At 55.0% G+C, this 18,813-nt stretch carries 17 protein-coding genes, 2 tRNA genes and 1 pseudogene; 11 read left to right on the top strand and 9 right to left on the bottom strand.

The features are described 5' to 3' along the window. Positions 1–3: 3 nt before the first annotated feature. From DBR37_RS14005 to DBR37_RS13990, 4 genes are all read right to left on the bottom strand, one after another. The gene (locus DBR37_RS14005) at positions 4–1,128 is read right to left on the bottom strand and encodes an ABC transporter permease (RefSeq protein ID WP_124575103.1); all 1,125 of its coding nucleotides are present in this window, start codon (positions 1,126–1,128) and stop codon (positions 4–6) included. Then, the gene (locus DBR37_RS14000; protein WP_158610253.1) at positions 1,125–2,528 is read right to left on the bottom strand and encodes an efflux transporter outer membrane subunit; all 1,404 of its coding nucleotides are present in this window, start codon (positions 2,526–2,528) and stop codon (positions 1,125–1,127) included. Before DBR37_RS14000 ends, DBR37_RS14005 begins: the two co-directional genes overlap by 4 nt. Before the next feature lie 142 nt (positions 2,529–2,670). Continuing rightward, the gene (locus tag DBR37_RS13995) at positions 2,671–3,822 is read right to left on the bottom strand and encodes an ATP-binding protein (RefSeq protein WP_124575101.1); all 1,152 of its coding nucleotides are present in this window, start codon (positions 3,820–3,822) and stop codon (positions 2,671–2,673) included. Next, a complete protein-coding gene (locus DBR37_RS13990; RefSeq protein WP_124575100.1) occupies positions 3,807–4,529 on the bottom strand; it encodes a response regulator in 723 nt (240 codons plus the stop codon). Before DBR37_RS13990 ends, DBR37_RS13995 begins: the two co-directional genes overlap by 16 nt. Positions 4,530–4,882: 353 nt before the next feature. Here DBR37_RS13990 and DBR37_RS13985 point away from each other — a divergent pair. From DBR37_RS13985 to DBR37_RS13970, 4 genes are all read left to right on the top strand, one after another. Further along, a tRNA-Cys gene (locus tag DBR37_RS13985) sits at positions 4,883–4,956 on the top strand. Positions 4,957–5,016: 60 nt separating this feature from the next. After that, positions 5,017–5,103: transfer RNA gene (locus tag DBR37_RS13980), tRNA-Leu, on the top strand. 5 nt (positions 5,104–5,108) lie between these two features. After that, positions 5,109–5,537, top strand: coding sequence for a DUF1178 family protein (locus tag DBR37_RS13975; protein WP_124575099.1), 429 nt, complete (start codon positions 5,109–5,111; stop codon positions 5,535–5,537). 15 nt (positions 5,538–5,552) lie between these two features. After that, complete coding sequence (locus DBR37_RS13970; RefSeq protein ID WP_124575098.1) at positions 5,553–6,008, top strand: MaoC family dehydratase; 456 nt, start codon at positions 5,553–5,555, stop codon at positions 6,006–6,008. Positions 6,009–6,079: 71 nt separating this feature from the next. Here DBR37_RS13970 and DBR37_RS13965 read toward each other — a convergent pair whose 3' ends face one another. The 5 genes from DBR37_RS13965 to DBR37_RS13945 form a co-directional block, all read right to left on the bottom strand. After that, complete coding sequence (locus tag DBR37_RS13965) at positions 6,080–6,772, bottom strand: glutathione binding-like protein (protein WP_124575097.1); 693 nt, start codon at positions 6,770–6,772, stop codon at positions 6,080–6,082. A gap of 121 nt (positions 6,773–6,893) precedes the next feature. After that, the gene (locus DBR37_RS13960) at positions 6,894–7,598 is read right to left on the bottom strand and encodes a histidine phosphatase family protein (RefSeq protein ID WP_124575096.1); all 705 of its coding nucleotides are present in this window, start codon (positions 7,596–7,598) and stop codon (positions 6,894–6,896) included. Next, positions 7,595–8,374 carry an oxepin-CoA hydrolase, alternative type gene (locus DBR37_RS13955; protein ID WP_124575095.1) on the bottom strand — a complete coding sequence of 260 codons (780 nt, stop codon included), beginning with the start codon at positions 8,372–8,374 and terminating at the stop codon, positions 7,595–7,597. The genes DBR37_RS13960 and DBR37_RS13955 overlap by 4 nt, the downstream gene beginning before the upstream one ends. A gap of 107 nt (positions 8,375–8,481) precedes the next feature. Then, positions 8,482–9,663, bottom strand: coding sequence for a pyridoxal phosphate-dependent aminotransferase (locus tag DBR37_RS13950; RefSeq protein WP_124575094.1), 1,182 nt, complete (start codon positions 9,661–9,663; stop codon positions 8,482–8,484). A 36-nt stretch (positions 9,664–9,699) separates the two neighbouring features. Continuing rightward, positions 9,700–10,173, bottom strand: a complete 474-nt coding sequence (locus DBR37_RS13945; RefSeq protein ID WP_199739136.1) for a putative toxin-antitoxin system toxin component, PIN family — start codon at positions 10,171–10,173, stop codon at positions 9,700–9,702. Positions 10,174–10,203: 30 nt separating this feature from the next. On the opposite strand from DBR37_RS13945, the gene yaaA reads away from it, so the two are divergent. The 7 genes and pseudogenes from yaaA (at position 10,204) to DBR37_RS17420 (ending at position 18,779) form a co-directional block, all read left to right on the top strand. After that, positions 10,204–10,980 (top strand): peroxide stress protein YaaA, encoded by a 777-nt coding sequence (gene yaaA / locus DBR37_RS13940; RefSeq protein WP_124575092.1) that lies wholly within the window; start codon positions 10,204–10,206, stop codon positions 10,978–10,980. A 678-nt stretch (positions 10,981–11,658) separates the two neighbouring features. Beyond that, positions 11,659–13,128: a TolC family protein gene (locus DBR37_RS13935; RefSeq protein WP_370454262.1), complete on the top strand. Its 1,470-nt coding sequence runs from the start codon at positions 11,659–11,661 to the stop codon at positions 13,126–13,128. Between the two features lie 21 nt (positions 13,129–13,149). After that, entirely contained in the window at positions 13,150–13,929 is a 780-nt protein-coding gene (locus DBR37_RS13930) for a hypothetical protein (protein ID WP_124575090.1), read from the top strand. Next, entirely contained in the window at positions 13,926–15,293 is a 1,368-nt protein-coding gene (locus DBR37_RS13925) for an HlyD family type I secretion periplasmic adaptor subunit (protein ID WP_124575089.1), read from the top strand. Before DBR37_RS13930 ends, DBR37_RS13925 begins: the two co-directional genes overlap by 4 nt. Before the next feature lie 52 nt (positions 15,294–15,345). Beyond that, on the top strand, positions 15,346–17,007 hold the full coding sequence (locus tag DBR37_RS13920; RefSeq protein WP_124575088.1) for a biopolymer transporter ExbB: 1,662 nt from the start codon (positions 15,346–15,348) through the stop codon (positions 17,005–17,007). Positions 17,008–17,024: 17 nt separating this feature from the next. Further along, positions 17,025–17,942: pseudogene (locus DBR37_RS17425) on the top strand (ABC transporter transmembrane domain-containing protein); the annotation flags it as partial. Between the two features lie 213 nt (positions 17,943–18,155). Then, positions 18,156–18,779: an ATP-binding cassette domain-containing protein gene (locus DBR37_RS17420; protein WP_370454265.1), complete on the top strand. Its 624-nt coding sequence runs from the start codon at positions 18,156–18,158 to the stop codon at positions 18,777–18,779. Positions 18,780–18,813 lie beyond the last annotated feature (34 nt).

Genomic DNA, 18,813 nt, shown 5'->3' with positions numbered 1-18,813 from the left:
GATTTACCTCAGCAGCAATGTGGGATCGGCGCGCATCAGGCCGCGCAAGGCAAACAAACCGGACACCAGCGCCAGTATGATGACGAGGGCCATGCAGATTGTTGCCACTGGCATATTCATGTGGGTGGGTACGCCGTACGCGGCTGCGCATGCCAGCAGCAGGGCAGATGCCAGTGTCGCCACGATCAGTCCGGCGCCACCGATCCAGCCGGATTGTTCGATGACGATACGGCTAAGCGAACGATGGCTGACGCCGAGTGCGTTCAGCATTGCGTATTCACGTGCTGAGGAAGCAATGACGCCGAGCAGGGATTGGCTGGTAATGACCGCACCGACCAGCAGCACGATCACAGCCATGAACAGGACGGCAACACCAGCGCCTGTATCGAACAGCCAGTAGAGTTGTGAACGCTTGGCAAAGGCATCCGCAGTCCATACTGCATAAGGGCCGAAGCGTGCATCAGGCAACAGCTTCGCGGCGACGGCAGGCGCTTGTGCCGGACGCTGCAGCTTGGCGACGTAGTAGGTGGCGCCTGCACCGCCTTCCGTTTGCAGCGTGCGTGCAGTATCCAGTGAGGTAACGACATTAACGCCGCCCAGGCCACGCAGGCCGGCCAGGGTAGCGACGATGTGCACTGGTTGTCCGTTGATCCAGCCTTTGCCATCACGGCCGACATTCAACTGTTCGCGTTCACTCTTGTCGACGATGACGGCTCCCGGTTCTTGCAACAACCTGCGCAAGGCAGGTGACAGCAAATGCGAGAACATCATGGAGCCTTGTGTATCTATGCCGGAGATATAGACAGCGATGCCGCTGCTATCGGTGGTGCCGCGCCAGTCACCGTCGACCCAGATATAGGGTTCCACTGCAGTGACTTCTGGTTCCATGCGCAAACGCATTTCGACGTCGGCACCTATGCTGCGGCCGAAATTGACGCTTTGCGTACCTGGATAGCCAGCCCACAGATCAGCCGAAGATGCGGTGACATAGACGGCTGCGCTGCCAAAGATGCCGAGTACCAGTGCTGCCTGTACCGCCAGCAGCACGCCGCAAAAGCCGACGGCCATCACGGCGGGGATGAAGCGTCGCCATTCGTGCAACATGGTCTTGCGTGCCAACGGAATCATGACTTCGGCTCGTTTGCAGTTGGTAGCGGTGCTCCGCCCAGGGCGCGGAACAGCGTGGCGTAGGCGATGCCATAGTCAGCTTCAGCGGCGGTCAGGGATTGCCTTGCCTGCAGTACGTCGTGTTTGTATTCCAGGCTGTTCCATTCGCTGGACAGACCGAGGCGCAGCAGAGAGCGATCTTTTTCGACGCTGGCCTCGCTGGCGGCGAGTGCGGTACGCAAATGTTGTACACGTTGCTGCGCGAGGGTCAGCAAGCTCATGCCGGTTTCAACCTGTGCCACGCTATCGAGCAAAACCTGGCGATAAGCTGCCAGCGAGGCATCTACTTCATGCTGGCGCGCATTGGCGATCGCTTTGCGTTGGCCCCAGTCAAACAGCGGCAGGTCGATCAGCGGGCCTATCGAAGGTACGCCGTTGTGCGTCCATCTGCGGTTCTGTGTCAGATTGTAGGAGTACAAGTAGGTGGCCCCGATAGCGAGGCGCGGGTACAGTGCCGACTTGGCGATACCGAGTTCACCGACTGCCTGCAATACTTCAGCTTCAGCGATGCGCATATCGGGACGACTGCGTAGCAAGTCGCTCGGTACCTGGGTAATTGCGCCAGTTTGCAGCGCTGGCATGGCGCGCGCTTGCAGCCATGCCGGATCCGGCTGGGTCTGGCCGGTCAGTGCGGCGAGGGCGTGCAAGGCACGTGCTTCAGCCTGTCTGGGCAGGATCATGGCGGCTTGTGTGCGCGCCAGACGTGCCTGCAATTGCAGGCGTTGCTCGGGACCTGCCAGACGGGTTTGTATGCGGACTTCGGTCAATTCCTGGGTGCGCTGATCCAGCGTGCGTAACTCTTCGGCGTTCGCAATTTGTTGTTGCGCGGCGCGCAGTTCCAGATAGTTGCGGACGATTTCTGCGATCAGCGTCACGCGGGCTTCCTGTTCGGAGGCAACAGCGCGTTCCACGCTGGCGGCAGCTTGCCGTTGCGCCCCTTCCAGGTCGCCAAACAAACCGAGTTTCCACGTCGCGTTCAGGCTGAGCTGGTAGTAGGCGTCGATAGCGGCAGCATCTTCGGTACCGGCTGCGTTGAAGCCCAGTTGCGGCAAGTAACTTTTGCCGACATTGCCGGCCAGTGCACGTGCAGCCAGCAGTCTCGAGTGCGCTTGCTGCAAGCTCATATTCGAAGTCAGGGCGCGTTCGACCAGGGCATCCAGTTCGCTATCGCCGAATCCTTTCCACCAAATGGTCAAGTCAACGGCAGGAAGGTCTTGCTGCGTTGCAGGCGCAACTGGCTTATGCGCCCATTGCGCTGGCAGGAGTTGCGGCAAGGCAGGCATATCTACTTGCGCGCAGCCCGCTACCAATACCAGCGCGACGGATGAGACAGCAAATCTGGGAAGAGGGAAGCGCAACAAATGGATATCCGCTTGAAAAGGGAGGCAAGAGGCGAAATCGCCCATTTATTGCCAAAACCCGATTCTGGCGGCGCAAGATTGCGCTGCCATGCAGGAATTGTGGAGAAATGATGGAGAAGCCGCTACTAAGCGGGCGGATGCACTAGTGCAGCGGCAATTTGATGGTGAAACGTACGCCGCCGCGTTCTGCTCTATCGACGGCTATCTGCCCGCCGTGCAGTTCAACGACGGTACTGACTATCGACAGGCCCAGGCCGCTGCCGCCGGTGGCGCGATTGCGTGAAGGGTCGAGGCGCTGGAAGCGTTCAAAGATTTGCGTGTAGCTTTCTTCCGGTAGTCCTTCACCCGCATCGCTGACTGCCAGTACGACATACTCGCCCTCATGACGCAGTTCTATGCCCAGCCAGCCGCCGCTTTGCGCATACTGCAAGCCGTTCTCGATCAAATTGTTCAGCATCTGATGCAAGCGATCCGGATCTGCCTGTATCAGCGGAATATCGCCCTGCAAGCCTACTTCTGCCTGCATGTTATGCGTGGCCAGTCGGGTGGCATATTTTTCCAGTACGTCATGTACCAGGGCGGTAAGGTCCAGTTCTCTGCGGTGCAACGACAGGCGACCTGCGTCGGCGACAGATAGCGTGTGCAAGTCTTCGACCAGCCGTGTCAGGTGGTGTACTTGTTCCAGCAAACGAGAAAATTCTTTCGGGTCGGATGGGATGACGCCGTCGCAAATCGCGTGCAAGCGCGCTTGTAGCACGGCCAGTGGCGTACGTAACTCATGTGAAATGGCTGCCATGGTGGATTTACGTTCGCGCTCCAGCGTCTCCAGTGCATCCGTCATGTGGTTGAAATCGTTGACGAGGTCGGTCATTTCACCGCCCTTGCTGCGTGCATGAGCGCGCACGCTGAAGTCGCCGAGCGCTACCCGATGCGCGGCTTCAGCTATGGATTGCACCGGCTGTGTGACCATGCGCGAGGTCCATAAGCCTGCCACCAGTCCGAACGCCAGGCACACCAGCAAATCGATGATGATGGCGTAAATATCGGTGTCCCAGTCATTGCCTTGCCAGTACTGTCGATAGATTTCCAATGCGCGCGGACTATCGTCGAGGTCGCGTGCGTTCAGCAAGTCAAATTCGGCGCGCACCGATTCCGGCAGGCTTTCGTGGAAGCGCTCGTATTCAATTTGTCCGTATACGACGCTGGTCAGCGCCATGACGCCCATGGTAACCAGCACCGTGGCGGCAATGCCGAGACCAAAACGGATCCAGATGCGGTCTAGGAATCGCGCCATAGTCGATAGCCTATCCCGCGTACGGTTTCAATCAGGTCATCGCAACCTGCGTCCTGCAGTTTGCGGCGCAATTTGCTGAGGTGGGAGTCGATCACGCGATCCAGCGCATCGCTTTCCGGCAGACATGCTTCGATCAGCTCGGCACGGGAGAAGCAGCGGCGCGGCCGTTTGGCGAGACAGGCGAGGATGCGGAATTCGGTCAGGGTCAACGGCAATGCAACCGGATTTTCCTGCGCATCAAAAGCGCGTGCGGTGTAGCCCTGCGCATCAATTTCTATCTGACCGATGCGCAATGGTGCTTCTTGCGGTGCTTGTTGCGTACGCAGGGTGCGACGCAAAACCGCGCGTACCCGTTCGACGACTTCGGCCGGATTGTATGGTTTGACTACATAGTCGTCGGCACCCAGTCGCAAGCTGAGCATTTTGTCGAGGTCGTCAGCCAGTGCCGTTGTCATGATGACAGGGGTATCACTTTCCTGACGGACTTCCTTCAGGACATCGACGCCGTCTTTGCCGGGCAGGCGGATATCAAGCAGGATGATGGCGGGGTTGTGCTCGCGGAACAGGCGCAAGGCATCCGGGCCGCTGGCGGCCAGCATGGTGCGGAGGTTATCGCGTTGCAGGTAGGCGATCAGGATGTCGGACAGTTCGGGCTCATCTTCCACTACCAGTACCAGCGGAGATGCTGTCGCAAGTGTTCTATTCATGAATAAACTGTTCCGATTCCGTCGCGATAGGGTAAGAAAGCTGCATTTTATGCAAAGTGTTTGTACATGACCAGCGGCCGGTATTTTGCTGCTGATCTTTGCCGTGGCAGCCCCGACGGGCCTGGCTGGGCAGGTGATTATGCTTGATGCAGGTGTTGCGTAGCGGTACGTCTTGCAAAGACGCGCCATACTAGGGCATAATACGCGCTGTCGGAAAATCTTTCCGACACCGGATTTCCAAAAGGAAGCTCGCAATCCAGCTTCCTTTTTTATTCGCTGATAGTTTCATATTTTGTATTCGTTTTGTTCCTGGTAGGCGGAAATGCTGCTTGCAAGGTACAATACGGCCCCATGGCGGGGTAGCAAAGTGGTTATGCAGCGGCCTGCAAAGCCGTTTACGCCGGTTCGATCCCGACCCCCGCCTCCAGTTTTTCCTAAAGCGCCGCAGGCGCTTTTATTTTTTGATCTTGTTTTAGAATCGTGACATGCCCGGGTGGTGAAATAGGTAGACACAAGAGACTTAAAATCTCTCGCCGGTAACGGTGTACCGGTTCGATTCCGGTCCCGGGCACCATACTCATGAAAGTCTATGACCTCTGCTGTGAGCTGGAACATCGCTTCGAAGGATGGTTTGCTTCCGAAGATGACTTTCTCACGCAATCCTCGCAAGATTTGATCGCGTGCCCCTTGTGCGGCAATCACCAGATCAAACGCCTGCCATCTTCCCCTCGTTTAAATTTATCCGGTGCGACCGCGCGCGTGAGCGACAATGGTGCTGCTGCGCGCTTGCAGGAACAGTTGCTGGAATACGCACGCAAAGTGGTGGCTAATACTGTCGATGTAGGCAACCAGTTTGCCGAAGAAGCGCGTCGTATCCATTACAAGGAAGTACCCGAGCAGGCGATACGCGGCGTGGCAACGGCAGAGGAATGTACTGCGCTGGCGGAAGAGGGCATAGATGTGATGGCTTTGCCACTTCCGGTTCCTGTCAAACAAACACTTCAATAATCGATCGGAAATGATATGCGTCAAATTGCATCACTGGCCGAGTTGCTAGCTCTGCCTGGGCAAGAAGTAGCCGTATCAGACTGGCTGCAGATTACGCAGGAACGCATCAATCAATTCGCACAAGCCAGTGGCGATCATCAATGGATACATGTAGACGCGGCACGCTGTCGGCAAGAGTCGCCGTATGGTATGCCGGTTGCACATGGCTTCCTGACTTTATCGTTGTTGCCGATGTTGCTGGCGACCTCCATTGCCTTCCCGCCTTGTAAACTGGCCGTGAACTATGGCCTGAACCGGGTACGCTTTCCTGCGCCGGTACTGGTAGGCCAGAAGATACGCGGGCGCATGTTATTACAGGCGCTGGAAGAGATAGAGGGTGGTGTGCAGATGGTGTGGGAAGTGACGGTAGAAGCTGAGGATGGCACTAAGCCGGTGTGTGTGGCGGAGCTGATACTGCGACATTACGGTTAATTCAATACGCCAGCTCGTATTGAAGGCGATTATCTCTGCTTGAACCAGGCAGTGATAATCGCCTTTTTTATTTAGCGTTTCGCGTATTGTGTTGCGCCAAACAAAATTTCCTTGGATTTGTCGTCAGCGATAGGTTTGCGTACGTCGACAAACAGGGTCGTGCCTTTTTTGACGGCAGGGCGTTCGCTGATTTCATCGAACCATTTTTTCAGGTGCGGGAAATCGCTCAATTCTATGCCCTGGTTTTTCCACGAGCGCAGCCAAGGGAAGGTTGCGATATCAGCGATGGTGTAGCTGTCGCCAGCCAGGTATTTGCTTTCCGCCAGGCGGCGTTCAATCACGCCATACAAACGCTTCGCTTCATTCGTATACCGATTGACTGCGTATTCAACTTTTTCCGGCGCATAGATACGGAAGTGATGCGCCTGTCCCAACATAGGGCCGACACCACCCATTTGAAACATCAGCCATTGCAGGGTGGTGAATTTTTCGCGGTCAGTATCGCCGAGAAATTTGCCGACTTTGCTGGCGAGATAAACCAGGATCGCGCCGGACTCAAACAACGATATTTCCTTGCCGTCCGGACCGTCGCTATCGATGATGGCCGGGATTTTGTTGTTCGGTGAAATTTTCAGAAAATCGGGGGTGAACTGGTCGCCGTTGCCGATATCGATGTGGTGGGTACGGTAAGCCAGACCGCATTCTTCCAGCATGATGTGGACTTTGTGGCCATTCGGCGTGGCGGTGGAATAAACGTCTATCAATTTTCTCTCCTGGGAATAAGCGCAGCGGATCAGAACAGGATCGTGCGCACAAATGCATATGCCGGACAAGATTATGCAGAAATTCGGTATTCCTTGCTTTGCGCCGCGCGCGTACAGGGATTTAACGTACGCGCGACTTGCGGTATTGATGCAGCATTTCTTCCATCGTGCTGAGGCGTGATTCGGTTTGCAGCGGCAGCAGCGGCGAGTAATTGATGCTTTGTATTACCCAGTCATTGTCGCGTACTCCGACGTCCAGCACATTGATGCAACCCGGTGCCTGCTCGATATTGCCGAGAAATATACGCTGGCTGGTAATCGCGTAAGACAGGACGGCACGATTGACGCCGCCGTGTAGTACCAGCAGTACCGTATCCCAGCTCGGGTCGGCGCGCAGCTTGTCTATCGCCGGATGGATGCGATCGAGTAATTCGCCTACACTTTCGCCATCGAGAAATTTCTTGTGCTCAGCCGCCATGCTCGCGAATGCATGCGTGAAGGCGGCTTCCAGGTCGTCGTCATGGATGACCTCGAGTACGCCTCCGCGCACTTCCTGAAACTCCGGCCATTGTTCCGGCTCGATTAGCTGTCTGGTTTCTGCCAGTACACGTCGTGCCGACTCTATCGTGCGCGGCAGATTGGAGGTGATGACGCGGTCGAACTGTATGCCGAGTTCGGCGAAGACTTTGCCTGCAGCGGTAGTCTGTGCACGACCTTTTTCATTCAACGGAACTTCGTCCGGTGGATAGGCTGTACCGTCGGCGTCGAAGTAGGTGACGTTGCCGTGACGCATCAGATATATGCGTCGTCTTTTTTCAATCGTCATTTGTAATGCGGTTTTCTTTTTTCGAGGAATGCGTTGATACCTTCCAGCGCATCGCGATGATTGAGGCTTTCAACGAAATGAAATTTTTCTGATTCGAAATGCTGTGCCAGCGTATTGCTGCCGCCTTCGCGCACCAGTGATTTAATGCGTTCCACCGCATGGCCTGACAACTGTGCGAGTTCATCGGCCCATTGCTGCGCTACTGCGAGGGTCGTGCCGTCGGGCACCAGGCGATTGATCAGACCTAACTGATGCAGGCGTATCGCTTCGACGGGTTTGCCTTCGAGCAGGATTTCAGTCGCCAGTTGGCGCGGCAAGGTCTGGGTCAGGAACCAGGACGCACCGCCATCCGGCGTCAGGCCGACCTTGGAATAAGACATCGCGAATTTGCTGTTGCTGCCCGCGACGATCAGGTCGCACGCCAGCGCCAGCGAAAAGCCGGCACCGGCTGCTGCGCCTTCGATGGCGGCGATGACGGGTTTCGGACAGTCACGTATGGCTTCTATCCAGCTGCGCAGGCTGTCTACTGCATTACCTTGCTCGTTCTTGTCGATGGCGCGATGTTCCAGCAGCTTATTTAGATTGCCGCCCGCACAAAAGAAATTGTCGGCACCGGTCAGGATCACGGCGCGTATCGTGTCATCACGCTCTGCGGTGGACAGTACTTCGACGGCCGCTGCAAACATATCCGGATGCAAGGCGTTCTTGGCACCGGGATTGGAGATCGTGAGGATCAGCGTAGCTTCGTGGCGGGATGCTTGGATTTCTGCAGACATGATGGCCGTATGAAGTGAATAGATGGATTAAGAATATACAGGAAGCACAAGCGCGGCGAGTATTTCAGCTGCAAACCTGCCATGCATACGGCTGCCTGTAACAGGTCTTAAATCTTGTTGAGCCGTTCCAGCGCGGTTTGCAGGGTCTGGTCTTGTTTGGCAAAGCAAAAACGGATTACGCCTGCATCTTTGCCGTCCTCATAAAATGCCGAGACCGGAATCGCCGCTACGCCTATTTCTGCGGTCAGCCATTGTGCGAATTCGTTTTCCGGTAAATCGGAAATGGCGCGATAGTCGACACACTGAAAATAAGTGCCGTCTGCCGGCAGCAGTTTGAAACGCGTGTTTTGCAAACCGGCGCGGAACAGGTCACGCTTGCGCTGGTAAAACCGTGGCAAGTCCAGATAAGGCTGCGGATCGTTCATGTAGTGGGCGATGGCATGTTGCATCGGCGTGTTAACCGAGAACACATTGTATTGATGTACTTTGCGAAACTCTGCACTGAGGGCGGCGGGGGCGGCGACGTAGCCTATCTTCCAGCCTGTCACGTGATAGGTTTTGCCGAAGCTCGAGACCACGAAGGCACGGGCTGCCAGTTCCGGGTGACGACAGACGGATTCATGCTGGATACCGTCATACACCATGTGCTCATATACTTCATCCGATAGCAGCAGGATGTCGGTGTCGCGCACAATGTCTGCCAGTGCCTGCAGGTCGCGCGGATGCAGCACTGAACCTGTCGGGTTATGCGGTGAGTTGAGCATGATGAGGCGCGTTCTGCTGCTGACTGCTGCCGAAACTTTTGCCCATGGCACCAGGTAGCCGTCATCGCCGAGTTCCATCTGTACGCAGACAGCCTTGCCGCCAGCCAGCGCAATCGCCGGCAGATAGCTATCGAAAGCAGGTTCGATTACGATCACTTCGTCACCAGGCTGTACGCAGCAGTGGATGGCTGTCAGCAGTGCCTGCGTTGCACCTGCAGTCACCGTAATTTCATTTTGCACATCGTATTGATGGCCATACAACATGCCTATTTTTCGTGCGATCGCTACACGCAGAGCAGGTGCGCCTGTCATCAGCGGATATTGATTTAACCCGCTGTGCATTGCTTCGCTAACGGCAGTGATCAAGGCCGGGTCGCAGGAAAAATCAGGGAAGCCCTGACCCAGGTTGACGGCTTTTTTTTCGGCGGCGAGCGCCGACATCAGCGTAAAGATGGTGGTGCCGACCTGCGGCAGCTTGCTTGCTATGGTCGGCGTCAAATACTCAGGAGCTGATGTGTTGGACATGGTTGGTCGCCTATAGGGCTGAAGGACTGAAGCCGCCTATTCTAGCGCTTGCGCTGCCTGGCTGGCTTCCAGGGTCCAGGCCTCGGGCGTCATGATGGAAAACAGGCCGTCCCGGCGCGTCTTGCGCGCCAGCTTTAGCAGCGCTTTATCTTTGGTGATCAGTACATCAGCCTTGATGTCGCGCGACAGTTCGAGGAATTTTTGATCATCCTTGTCCTTGCAGACGGGCAGCTTGAGTGGTGCTTCTTCCGGCTCGGGAATGGGCAGGCAACGTATCAATGCATCGAACTCTGTCGTTACGTGCACGCGTGCGGCTTCGTCCAGTTTCAAATGCGGGTAGCCGAGCACGATGCTCCACTCCTTGCGGCAGTCGTCGCGCGTTAATGCTTCCACCTCGCCGTTTTTCATGGCGTTGAGCAGCAGCGCCCAGCGCGGATCGCGAAAGACAAACAGGTCGAGACAGACATTTGTATCGAGTACGATGCGCTGAGGAATCAGCTTCGGTATCATAGGCAAAATTATTCTTGTCCGGATGTAGAAATGCTTATTGTTTTATCGCCAGCCAAAACCCTGGATTACGACACGCCCGCCCATATTGAGTTCAGCAGCAAACCTGACTTCATCAAACAATCCGCTGAGTTGATCGATATCCTGCGTTTGTCATCCCCGGCGCAGATCGCGAGTCTGATGCGTATCTCCGATCCGCTGGCGAGCCTGAATGCTAATCGTTTTGCGGCCTGGTCGCCCAAATTTACGCAGAAAAATTCCAAGCAGGCGATGCTGGCATTCAATGGCGATGTCTATGAAGGACTGGATGCCGCCAGCCTGAACGAACAGCAACTGGCGTATGCGCAGTCGCACATCCGTATTTTATCCGGCTTGTACGGCGTCTTGCGTCCGCTCGACCTGATGCAACCGTATCGACTGGAAATGGGTACCCGGCTCGCGAACCCGGCCGGCAAGGATCTGTATGCATTCTGGGGGAGCAGGGTGACAGAGACGCTGAATCAGCGCATCGCAGAGCAGCAATCGGAGGCCCTGGTCAATCTGGCATCGGAAGAGTATTTCAAGGTGGTCAAGCCGACCTTGCTCAAGGCTCCTGTGATTACGCCGGTATTCCAGGACTGGAAAAACGGGCAGTACAAGATTATTTCCTTCTATGCAAAAAGGGCGCGCGGGTTGATGGCGAGGTATGCCGCAACCGAGGGTATAACGCGTCCAAATGACCTCAAATTTTTCGATGTTGACGGTTATGCATTTGATGCAGGTGCGTCAAATGAAAAGACCTGGATGTTCCGGCGCAAGGCGGGAATATAGTTTCCCTGCGGAAATAATACTTCCATATAGAAATCATATACTTGCCGTATGGAAATTTTCTCAGACTTGCTCAGATAATTTTTCTGCAGCAATTATTTGTTAAATATTTGACTATATTTTCCCTCATTCCTCTCGTCAATATTGCTGCAATGCAATGAATTCCATGCTGACAACTGCATTCCTTCGAGAAAGTTTCTTAAAAGAAACATTTTCTCTAATGAAAACAATTGTTAAATCAAAGGCTTATCGTACAAATTTGCAGTTGTTCAGCTACAACTTATTGCAAGCTGGCTGCTCGGAGCGCGTGCAAGTTCCCATATAATGCTTTCTGCATACAAACAATAAGAAAAATAGTGATTTTTGGTGTTTGGGGGCAAGGTGCAGTGATGCATTGCATGCGTGTTTGCGGCACACACAGTTGCCGGTTTGGGATATTGATCGGCCAGTTGTTAGATGACTAGTACATTGAAATATAGCTTAATCTCCAGTCTTCCCTTTCTGATTGCATCGCAATTAGCATTTGCGGCTCCGTCGACTCCAGACACAATTGCCCAATCGAATCTGTTTCGTTCCCGTCCCGGTTCAGGTGAGCAACCTTTCACTCAGGATATACAGCGTCAAAAGCCCACTTCAGGTGAGGATGCTGCAGCGCCGGTTGCGCCTGTAGTGGCTCCGGCCGTGACACCTGTTACGCCACCGGTTCTGCGTTTGCCTTCTGATGTGCCGAAACGGAGCAAGAGCGAGAGCAGTAATGCCGCCAAGGCTTCAGAAACCATGCAGGCGGACGGTTCGCGTGACGATGAGATCCTGCAATTGCTGCGCCAGTCAGATAAGGCATTCACCAACCCTGCGGTGCCTTTACCGGATGGGATCTCCGCATTGAGCGATGGCCCTATACAAAACATGTTGTCGCTGGAAGAGGCGCTCGCACGTACTTTGCAAAACAGTTATAGCTACGCAGCAGCGAGTGCGCAGGCAGAAGGCGCACTGTATGGCAAGAAAGCGGCGTTGGGGCAATTGGGGCCGACTCTTGATGTGCGCGCACAGCGCGGTCGCGAGTACTCGGCACCTGCTTCCATCATTAATCCGAATACGGGACGGGCTTTTTCCAGCGATACCCATATTCGCTGGGATAACAGCGTGATTCGGCGTCAGCCTTTGTTTGCACCTGCCTCCTATTTTGAATATCGCAAACAGGCTTCGCTGGCAAATGCAGCTGATCTGCGCAAGGAAGATGCGCGCGAAGCGCTGTACTACACCACCATCAAGGCGTATTACGATCTGTTGCGCAGCTATGTTGCACTGACGTTTGCACGCAGCTATACCGAGCGTATGGATACGTTGCAGGATTACATGAACAAGCGCTTGCAGGGCGGTGGCGCGAGCAAGGTTGATTTTGAACGCGTGCGCGGTCGTGCATTGAATGCGCGCTCGACCATGATTGAAGCTGAAGGCGTGCTCGAAAGTGCAATGGTCACGCTGGCGCAATTGACAGGTGTACGCACGCAACAACTCGGCATACCGACCAAAATGATGCCGCTGGTGCCGAACACTTCGCGCCTCGCGCTGGAGCAGATCTACGAAAACAATCCGGCAGTGCGTGCAGCGCGCCAGGACACCGCGGCCGCCAGCGAAGAATTGAAATCGGCACGGTCGCGTTTCTCGCCTAACTTTTCGATAGAAGTATCACAAGCAAGGACTGATAACGCTGGCGGTGACGGCCGGCTGACAACGGATCGCCGCTACATGCTGGTGATGAATATGAATTTGCTCAATGGCGGTTCAGATTATTACTACCAAAAGCAAATCGGCAGCAAGTACGTAGAAAAAGCGAATACTGCATCTGATATCGAACGCAAACTCAAAGAACAAATCGAGATCAACTACCGCACGCTGGATGCCGTCAAAAAACGCATCACCATCGCGCGCCAGGCTTATCAGACCAATGCCGATGTAGCAGACGTCTTTCTTGAACAACTGGCAACCGGCAACAAGCAATTGCTGGACGTACTTGATGCTTACCAACAGGCTTATCTGTCGCGCGTTGAGTTGTCGCAGTTACTGTTCCTGCAGGCCGATATCAGCTATCAAATTTTGCGTAACACCGGGCGCGCTTCTTCCTTCGTGGAAGGCATGCAGCAGCCTTAATGCAGTAATCCAGGGGGAAAGATGGAAGGTGGTAAGCAACAGAATTTCTGGCCGGGCTTCGTAGACGCGCTATCCAACGTGGTGTTGGTGATGATCTTCGTCGTCGTCGTTTTTGTCGTGACGCTGTTCTACTATTCGCAAAAACTGGCGGCATTCAAGGCGGTGAAGTTCATCGAGAAAAAAGAATTGCAGGAACAGGTGGTAACGCCGTCCAGGGATCAGCCGAAAATCAGCCGCCTGGATGATGGACAAAATCCGGATGCGGCGCGCCTGAAAGCCGAGAGCCAGGAACAGATCCGGGAAATCGCCGCATTGAAAGGACAGGTCGCGCTGCTGCAAGCCAAGCTGAACAACAGCAGCACTTCCTTGCCGGGCAGCTTGCGCAGCGATGAAGGCGCGCCGACCAAAGCAATCCAGATAGAGAAATCGCGTACTTCGACCGCCAGCGATACGCTGGCCGGTATCAAGCTCGATGGCCGCAGCGATGCGGTCACTTTGCATTTTGATACCGATGGCGTGGAGCTCGACAAGAAAGCGGTTGCAGCGCTGGAAGCCAATCTCAAAGGCTGGACCCAGAAAATCAAAAGCAACCAGGGCAAGCTGGTCGTAACCGGTGTGGTCGGCACGCTGGCTTACACCGAAGGTCGTCGTCGCGCTTACTACCGCACGATCGCCGTGCGTAACTACCTGATCGATCAGGGCGTAGCGCCTAGCAGTGTCATCAGCCGCGTGGTGCCGGGCAATGAAAACGTCGAAACCGATTCCAGCGTCGTGATCCAATATTCAGCTTCGGCCAAATGAAATTCCCCCGTCTATCCAGCTTTATAGCGCAGCGCCTGAAACGTGTCGAAAGTGCGACGCGCAAGGCCGTGCCTGCGCTGGATCGCGGGATAGAGTCGTATCGCGAGATGCCGGGGCCTAAGGTATTTGTTCTGGCCTTGTCGTTTGGTTTGTTGCTACTGGTGATCTGGGCTTACTTCGCACCTATCGATATGGTGGTGCGCGGACAGGGGCGTATTGTGCCATCCGACCATAACCAGATCATCCAGCATCTGGAAGGCGGCATCGTCTCGACTCTGGCTGTGCGTGAAGGTGTTGCTGTGCGCAAGGATCAGGTGTTGATCACGATACGCGATGTGCGCGCTGCTTCGGATCAGGGGGAAGGGCAGGTCAAACTGGCTGGTTTGCGCGCGCGCGTGGCACGCCTGACTGCGGAAGCAAATGGCGCACAGCTGACCTTGCCCGCCGATGTGGCGGCGGATCCTTCGGCACAGAATGAACAGGCGGCGTTTATCGCGCGCCAGGCCAAGCTGAACGGTGAATTGAGCATCCTGCGTGAACAGACCACGCAGCGCCAGGCCGAGCTGAATGAAACCATCAGCCGGCAAAAGAGCCTGACCGATGAATTCAATCTGGCACAGCAGCAATACCAGTTGGTGCATGCGATGTTTTTGAAAAGCGCCGCTTCGCAGCTGGAAGATATCCAGTCGCAGGCACGTGCGCAGGACGTACGCAGTCGGCTGAATGCGGCGAGTGCAATGATTCCGCGTTTGCGCGCAGCGATCTCTGAAGCGCAGGCCAAGGTGACGGATGGCGTGTCGCGCTTCCGCGCTGAAGCGCGTGCCGATCTGACGACGGCTGAAACCGAACTGGCACGCTTGTCGGAAGAAATGAAATCGCGCAACGACCGTGTGCTGCGTTCCGAAGTCAAGGCGCCGATGGATGGCGTGGTTAACCGTATCTTCGTCAATACCGTCGGCGGCGTGGTCAAGCCGGGTGATCCTATCCTGGAGATGACGCCTATCGATGACAAGGTGGTGGTCGAAGCCAACATCAATCCGACTGACCGCGCCGAACTCGCTATCGGTAAACCGGCGCGCGTCAAGGTGACTGCGTATGACTATGGCGTGTTTGGTTCGATGCAAGGCAAGGTGACGGAGATCAGTGCCGATACCGTGCCGGAAGAGCGCGGTGAACGGCACTATCGCGTGAAGATAGAAGTCAGTCGTGATCCTGAACAAATCAAGAGCGCCAGCGATGGCTTGCCTTTGATGCCGGGCATGACCGCCACTGCAGATATCGTGGTTGGTCGCCGCACCGTATGGCAGTACCTGATGTCCCCGATTAATCGTTTTACGCAAAGTGCTTTGCGTGAACCGCGTTGATCCTGATAACAAAAAATTTAATTTAAATTACCCGATCGGAATATCCAGCACCATGAAAACGCTCCGCAAATACTACCTTCTTGCGCTGATTCCCTCCCTGGTCTTGTTGACGGGCGGAATAATGTTCAGGGAGTTCGTACTCCACGCGATACATATCAATCCGGTGCTGAACTTGTTCATCATCGGTGTTGCCGTATTTGGTGTCGCCCTGATCATGTACGACATTTACAAGGTCAGCTGGGAATACAACAAGCTGAAAGTATTTTACGCACGTTCGCAGGCAGGTGAGGCGCTGGAGGATCTGGTCAAGGACCCGACTTTCGAGGGCACCGAGATTGCCAAGGTGCTGGTCAGCGTGGCGAGTACCAAAGGTCGCCTGACCACTCGTATCGAGCAGGAAACCATCGAGCGTTCGCTGGCCGAATTGCATGCACATCTGGAAGCACGCATGGAGTTCCCGCAGTACCTGACCGGTTTCATGATTGCGCTGGGTTTGCTCGGTACCTTCATCGGTTTGCTGGAAACGCTGGTCAGTACCGCTGACCTGATTAACGGTTTCGGCCAGGCGACCCAGGGCAGTGATATGGATGCATCGTTTGCGACGCTGGTCACTGACCTGAACAAGCCGCTGGCGAGTATGGGTACCGCATTCAGCGCGTCGATGTTCGGCCTGATTGGTTCGCTCACACTGGGTCTGACACTGGTCTGCCTGCGTGGTGCCGGCAAACGTCTGGTCGTTGCAGCGCGCGAATGCATCAGCGTGATGGTAGAGCACGTGGTGCATGAAATGTCGGGGCCTGGTGCTTCGCAGCGTCAGGGTATTTCCGAATCCTTCCTGACTGAATTCCTGCATGACCTGATGGTCTTGCAACGTGAATCGGTGCTGACTTCGCGCAATAGTTCGGACGCGTCGTTGCAGGCCGGTATGAAGCTGGAAGCGATGAACGAGCGACTCGCAACTGTCGCGCGCCTGTTCCAGGAAAGCATAGATGAATCGAAAAACGTGCGTCAGCTGGTCAGCTTCGGACCACGTATGCATGAAGTAGGGCAGCAGACGCTGGAAGAAATTCGCGGTCTGGGCCAGATGATCAATCAAAAGCTGGAATCGACGCAGGACATTACACAAAGCTTGTCGCTGTTGAATGAGCGCCTCAGTGTGAACGGCGATATCGCCTTGCGCAGCTTCGATGTGCTGCCGCAAATCGTCGGTGCGATGCAAAGCGGCCAGAGTTCAGTGTCGTCGGCCTTGAGTTCCTTGCATGCGCAGCAGGCTGATCTGGCTGGCGTACATGAAAAAACTGCGCAACATATTGCGCAATTGCCGGGCTTGTTGTCGCAGGTGTCGATACGTCTGGGCGACGAATTGAATGCGATTCAGCATCAGGCCGAAATCCATTCGAACGTGGCAACCCGTCTGGGCCAGCTGGGTACGGTGATCGGCGAGAACTCCGGCAACATCACACGCGATGCATTGGCAGCACGTCAGTTGCAGATCGACCTCGCCAAGCATATGGCTATGCAAAATGAACGCATCAAGGGACTGGATGCGATTCCGCAGGCGCTGGCTAACATTAATGAAGCATTGGTACGTCAAAACGTCATGTCGCAAACCATCATCGAAGAAATGCGCAATGGTCGTCAGACCATGATCAAGGATTTGCGCCTGGAATTGCGTGAAGCGATGCGTGAGTTGTCGAATCGCGATAGCAAGTAACAAGGACCAGCAGGTTTATGAGCAAGTTGCCCGATCTTCCTGACGCAGCGGTAGCGGCCGCCAATAACATCACCCCGCAGGGTGATGTAGGCGTGTTGCGCGAGGCGTTAAGTGAGATCACGCGTGACCCTATGTACATCACGATGCTGCGTGCATACGGCAAGCGTCTGGTGGAAATAGTGGTCGCCGGTTTCCTGATCAATATGTTCGGCCTGTTGCTGCCGATATATTCGCGCCTGGTATACGACAAGGTTATCGGCAATCACATACCGGATACCCTGTGGGCGCTGACGCTGGGCATGTTGCTGTTCCTCGCGCTGGAATTTGTCTTGCGCGTGATACGTACTTTCTATATCGAGCAACTGGCAGGCAAGTTCGATATCGACTTTGATCAGGCGGTGGTCAAGAAACTGCTGGCTAACCGGGTCAGCTGGCCGGTCGGTGTGGTGCTGGCCAAGTATCGCGATATCACCAGCGCGCGTGATTTGCTGTCTTCCAACTACATGCTGGTCATTATCGACTTCCCGTTCCTGCTGCTATATCTGCTGGCGATCGGACTGATAGGCGGCCCTATCGTCTGGGTCGTCCTGGTTGGTGGTGTGTTGCTGGTCGGCGCGCAATTGCTGTGCAAGATACCGGCGAATGATTATGCAAGTACCGCCATGATGGTCGGCGCGACGAAGACGGACAAACTGGCAGGATTGGTATATGGCATAGAAACGCTGAAGACCTCGGCCTTGCAAAAGCGCGTATTGGACCTCTTCGCAAAGGATGCTGAAGATTCGGGTGTGACGCAGGCAAAAAGCCGTTTCTGGGCGTCCGTCGGTTTTACGATTTCATCCACGGGTTATACGTTGATGACGGTGGCTACCCTGGTGGTAGGTGTGTATATGGTAGAAGCCAATGCGCTCACCGTGGGCGCATTGATTGCCTGTTCCATGCTGGTTGGTCGTGCTGCTTCCATGTTGTCTTCGGTCGCAATGGTGTTGGGACGTATCGATGCTTTTAAACAGGCTCGTACGTCGTTTGAAGAATTATTTGTAGACGCGCCGAATGCAAATCCGACGAACGAAGTGGATCGGCAGCAGATAGAAGGAAAGATCCAGGTTGCCAACCTCGGTTTCAGTATCAAACCGGGTGAGCCGGCAATGTTGAAACAAATTTCCTTTGTAATTAATCCGGGTGAAAAAGTAGGGTTGGTTGGACGTTCCGGTTCAGGCAAATCGACTTTGCTGCGTTGCCTCGCCGGTGTGCATGCGCCGGATGTCGGGCAAGTCTTGATGGATGGCATCTCGGTTGCGGCTTATCCGCAAGACGTACGCATGCGTTCGATTGCCTACAAACCGCAAGATCCTTTCCTGTTCGATGGCACGCTGGCATCTAATATTTTTGTGGATAACACCATCAGTACATCGATTTACCAGACTGCATTGCATGTGTCGTGCATGGATGAGCTATTGGCCGGCGGCCAGTTGCGCCTGGATCAGTTGCTGGTGGCGCCGGGAAATCTGTCAGGTGGGCAGCGTCAGATGGTGGCATTGGCGCGGGCAATTGCCAGCACGCCGAATGTGCTGTTGCTGGATGAGCCGACGACTGGCATCGACCAGGGAACCGAAAACAAGATTATCGAAAGACTGGTCGCGTTTGCCGCCACGCGTACGCTGGTGGTGGCAACGCATAGTCCGGTGCTGTTGAAGCAGATGGATCGCATCATCGTCATTCATGACGGCAAGATAGTTGCAGACGGCCCGCGGGCGCAAATATTGCAGTAAGTATGTTTGACGGGCCGGGAAAAAATCCGGTTCT

Source organism: Herminiimonas sp. KBW02, from assembly GCF_003852535.1.
Lineage (GTDB): Bacteria > Pseudomonadota > Gammaproteobacteria > Burkholderiales > Burkholderiaceae_D > Oxalicibacterium.
The sequence above is the reverse complement of the archived record's forward strand: the minus strand, read 5'-3'. Positions and strand labels throughout refer to the sequence as shown.

What these genes read in the sequence shown, in the direction of transcription:
- DBR37_RS13975 (WP_124575099.1), top strand. Translation starts at nt 5,109, where the DNA reads ATGAAAGTCTATGACCTCTGCTGTGAGCTGGAACATCGCTTCGAAGGA.
- DBR37_RS13995 (WP_124575101.1), bottom strand. Translation starts at nt 3,822, where the DNA reads ATGGCGCGATTCCTAGACCGCATCTGGATCCGTTTTGGTCTCGGCATT.
- DBR37_RS13990 (WP_124575100.1), bottom strand. Translation starts at nt 4,529, where the DNA reads ATGAATAGAACACTTGCGACAGCATCTCCGCTGGTACTGGTAGTGGAA.
- DBR37_RS14005 (WP_124575103.1), bottom strand. Translation starts at nt 1,128, where the DNA reads ATGATTCCGTTGGCACGCAAGACCATGTTGCACGAATGGCGACGCTTC.
- DBR37_RS13955 (WP_124575095.1), bottom strand. Translation starts at nt 8,374, where the DNA reads ATGTCTGCAGAAATCCAAGCATCCCGCCACGAAGCTACGCTGATCCTC.
- DBR37_RS13925 (WP_124575089.1), top strand. Translation starts at nt 13,926, where the DNA reads ATGAAATTCCCCCGTCTATCCAGCTTTATAGCGCAGCGCCTGAAACGT.
- DBR37_RS13930 (WP_124575090.1), top strand. Translation starts at nt 13,150, where the DNA reads ATGGAAGGTGGTAAGCAACAGAATTTCTGGCCGGGCTTCGTAGACGCG.
- DBR37_RS13945 (WP_199739136.1), bottom strand. Translation starts at nt 10,173, where the DNA reads ATGATACCGAAGCTGATTCCTCAGCGCATCGTACTCGATACAAATGTC.
- DBR37_RS13920 (WP_124575088.1), top strand. Translation starts at nt 15,346, where the DNA reads ATGAAAACGCTCCGCAAATACTACCTTCTTGCGCTGATTCCCTCCCTG.
- DBR37_RS13950 (WP_124575094.1), bottom strand. Translation starts at nt 9,663, where the DNA reads ATGTCCAACACATCAGCTCCTGAGTATTTGACGCCGACCATAGCAAGC.
- DBR37_RS13970 (WP_124575098.1), top strand. Translation starts at nt 5,553, where the DNA reads ATGCGTCAAATTGCATCACTGGCCGAGTTGCTAGCTCTGCCTGGGCAA.
- DBR37_RS17420 (WP_370454265.1), top strand. Translation starts at nt 18,156, where the DNA reads ATGTTGAAACAAATTTCCTTTGTAATTAATCCGGGTGAAAAAGTAGGG.
- yaaA (WP_124575092.1), top strand. Translation starts at nt 10,204, where the DNA reads ATGCTTATTGTTTTATCGCCAGCCAAAACCCTGGATTACGACACGCCC.
- DBR37_RS13960 (WP_124575096.1), bottom strand. Translation starts at nt 7,598, where the DNA reads ATGACGATTGAAAAAAGACGACGCATATATCTGATGCGTCACGGCAAC.